At 51.5% G+C, this 2,842-nt stretch carries 2 protein-coding genes and 2 pseudogenes; 1 reads left to right on the forward strand and 3 read right to left on the reverse strand.

The window, feature by feature from the left end; all coding sequences use genetic code 11:
- Positions 1–89 precede the first annotated feature (89 nt).
- Positions 90–348: pseudogene (locus tag BBW68_RS16805) on the forward strand (phage late control D family protein); the annotation flags it as partial.
- 272 nt (positions 349–620) lie between these two features.
- On the opposite strand, the gene fabV reads toward BBW68_RS16805, so the two are convergent.
- From fabV to BBW68_RS11605, 3 genes and pseudogenes are all read right to left on the reverse strand, one after another.
- Positions 621–1,820 (reverse strand): enoyl-ACP reductase FabV, encoded by a 1,200-nt coding sequence (gene fabV / locus BBW68_RS11600; protein ID WP_070135486.1) that lies wholly within the window; start codon positions 1,818–1,820, stop codon positions 621–623.
- Between the two features lie 135 nt (positions 1,821–1,955).
- Positions 1,956–2,295 (reverse strand): annotated as a pseudogene (locus tag BBW68_RS19880) (D-serine ammonia-lyase); the annotation flags it as partial.
- A gap of 348 nt (positions 2,296–2,643) precedes the next feature.
- On the reverse strand, positions 2,644–2,842 hold a 199-nt coding region (locus tag BBW68_RS11605), incomplete at its 5' end, for a transposase (protein WP_148127548.1).

The raw sequence follows: 2,842 nt of genomic DNA on the forward strand, positions 1-2,842 counted from the left end.
TCCGGGGCTGGCCAGTGGGTTACTTTGTTTCGTTTCGAGTAAGGATGGGCGGCGTAGTATTGCCGAAATTACTCTCTAATAAATTCGGGGCTATTCATACGCAGGAAAGCGATATGTCTTTCCTGACCCGCCTAACTGACATGCTGGGAGCAATTGCCACCGTTAAGAACGGCAGTCTTCTGTTTATCCTGCCGGGTGGGGAGGTAACGGTAGGTGACCGCTGACAGGAAGGCGCTACCCTCTGCCAGCATTGACCGCACGAGCGGCGACCAGCATAGATTCTATATTGCCGATCGGGATGCATATACCGGCATTCGGGCTTACTGGCTGGATCTGAATTGTGGTAAAATTAGATAATTTAATAGATTTCATTCGAGCATCCTTCTTTTGAATTGGCTTCCGGTATAGTGCGCCGCCAATGCTCCCTGCCATGAGAAAGTTCCTTAACTTCCAAAAACGGCAATGATTAATCAAGGACATTTCGTCAATTATGATGTTTTTTTTCAGGTTCTGGTTTGCTGGTGGGAAATTTCAGGGAGAATGCCATTTTGGGCGGTGTGGCGGGTAGATAACAGCTGGCGGCGCGATGCTCTGCGCCGCCGGGCTTGACGTGGTCAGAATTACATCTGCACTAGGTTTTTAATCTCCACGTCCGGATTGACATCCGCTTCGTAGTCCACGCCGTCCAGACCGAAGCCGAACAGATGCATGAACTCAGTTTTGTAACCGACGAAGTCAGTCAGCTGCTTCAGGTTTTCGTCAGTGACGGTCGACCACAGTGCGGAAACCTCGTCCTGAACTTCAGGCTGCAGCTCTTTGTAATCGGCACGCAGGCGGCCGGCGTCGTCGAGGATCGGCGAAGCACTATATAGGCTCTCTTTGAACAGGCCGTAGACCTGCTCGATGCAGCCTTCGTGGGTACCTTTCTCTTTCATTACTTTGAACAGCAGTGACAGATAAAGTGGCATTACCGGAATAGCCGAGCTGGCCTGGGTCACTACCGCTTTCAGTACGGAAACGCGTGCGTCGCCGTTACCGTGCGCGGCTAGTTTGTCACGAATGGAAAGAACGCGTTTATCGAGATCTTTCTTCGCTTCACCGATTGAGCCGTTCCAGTAGATATCATGGGTGATCTGCTCGCCCAGATAGGTGAAGGCGGTGGTTTTGGCACCGTCGGCCAGCACACCCGCTTCCATCAACGCGTCAATCCACGTCTGCCAGTCTTCACCCCCCATTACCGCGACGGTGCCATCGATCTCTTCTTGGGAAGCCGGCTCCAGAGAGACGTCGGTGATGGTTTCTTTATCGGTGTTCAGCCCACGGGTCACCAGCAGTTTGCCAATTGGCTTCAAGGTAGAGTTAAATACTTCACCGGTGGTTGGGTGGGTACGGCGTGGCGCGGCTAGGCTGTAAACCACTAGGTCAACATGACCCAGATCTTGCTTAATTATCTCAATGGTTTTCTGCTTCACCGCGTCGGAGTAAGCGTCACCGTTGATGCTTTTGGCATACAGGCTTTTCTCCTCGGCAAACTCTTCGAATGCAGCAGAGTTGTACCAGCCCGCGGTCGCGGTTTTATTCTTTTCGCCCGCACGTTCAAAGAATACGCCCAGCGTATCTGCACCGCAGCCAAACGCCGCAGAGATACGCGCCGCCAAGCCGTAACCCGTCGAAGCACCAATCACCAGAACTTTTTTCGGGCCGGAAGCGATCTCGCCTTGCTGGGTAACGTAGTCGATCTGTTTTTTAACGTTAGCTTTACAACCCGCCGGATGGGCAGTAATACAGATGAAGCTACGGATGCGTGGTTTAATAATCATATTGACCTCAGTTTATGGAACTTTTTCATTAACTTTTTCATGAAATAAACGCGCCAGAATAGCGCGTAAAGCGCTTCAGGCAAAGTGCGGAAGCGCCGATCTGTCGCTTTGGCTTACTCTGTAAGCGCCAGTTGCTTACGGATTAAGCACTTTTAGTGCGCTGGCCTGATACTGCGCCATCTCCGCAGGCGGCACTATGCCGCCGCCAGTCGCCCAGACTAAGTGCGTAGCCCCAGTCAACGCCGCCGGACTGATGCCCTGCTGTGCCAGCTTTTCAGGCTGAGCGCTGATGCGCCACGACCCTGCCATTCCCGCCAGCGTCGACGGTTTCAACGCCAGCTGTTCATGCGGATACAGCAGCCCGATCAGCGCCTACATTTCGTAGGCCGGTGTGCACGCCCGGCAGCATGCGCGGAGAGTGCGGCGGCTAGGCAAAGATGCAGTGAACGCCTTCGCCAAAGGCCAGCTTGAGGCCTGAATCACCCTGGATAAATTAGAGGCTATACTTTAAACATGGTGGTTTCTATAACAATGACCAAACGTTACTCTTCGGAAGTCCGTAAACGGGCAGTTAATCTGGTGCTGGAAACTCAGCATGAGCATGCTTCGCAGTGGAAAGCGCTCCAAATATGTTGCATTAGCGTATTCAAAGCGCCTGAAGGATGTTGAAATCCTAGCGTGAGTCGGCACTACCAGCGACTCCTTGATAATGCGATGGCAGAGAGTATCAACGGGTTGTACAAAACGGAGATGATCCACCGCGGAAGCTGGAAAACCGGACGGAAGGTGTGAGTAAAAAGTTTGGGGCTGTCCTAGATAAGGTTTAAATTTTACCTTTAACTATCTGTTTTAAAATAGTTAATTGCTGTTTTGCACTTGGAGTGTTAAATCGCCACTCACATTCCTTCAGATACAGCTCGAAATGTGCCTTCGGAATACCGTTAAATTTACGCATGTGGCGCTTCGCCTGGTTCCAAAAATTCTCGATACCATTGATGTGATTTTGCCGGTCTTTTTTGTCG

It is taken from the genome of Candidatus Erwinia dacicola (genome assembly GCF_001756855.1).
In the GTDB taxonomy this organism is placed as follows: domain Bacteria; phylum Pseudomonadota; class Gammaproteobacteria; order Enterobacterales; family Enterobacteriaceae; genus Erwinia; species Erwinia dacicola.

Bases quoted from the DNA above. Each gene is read 5' to 3' on its own strand.
- fabV (WP_070135486.1), bottom strand. From the start codon at position 1,820: ATGATTATTAAACCACGCATCCGTAGCTTCATCTGTATTACTGCCCAT.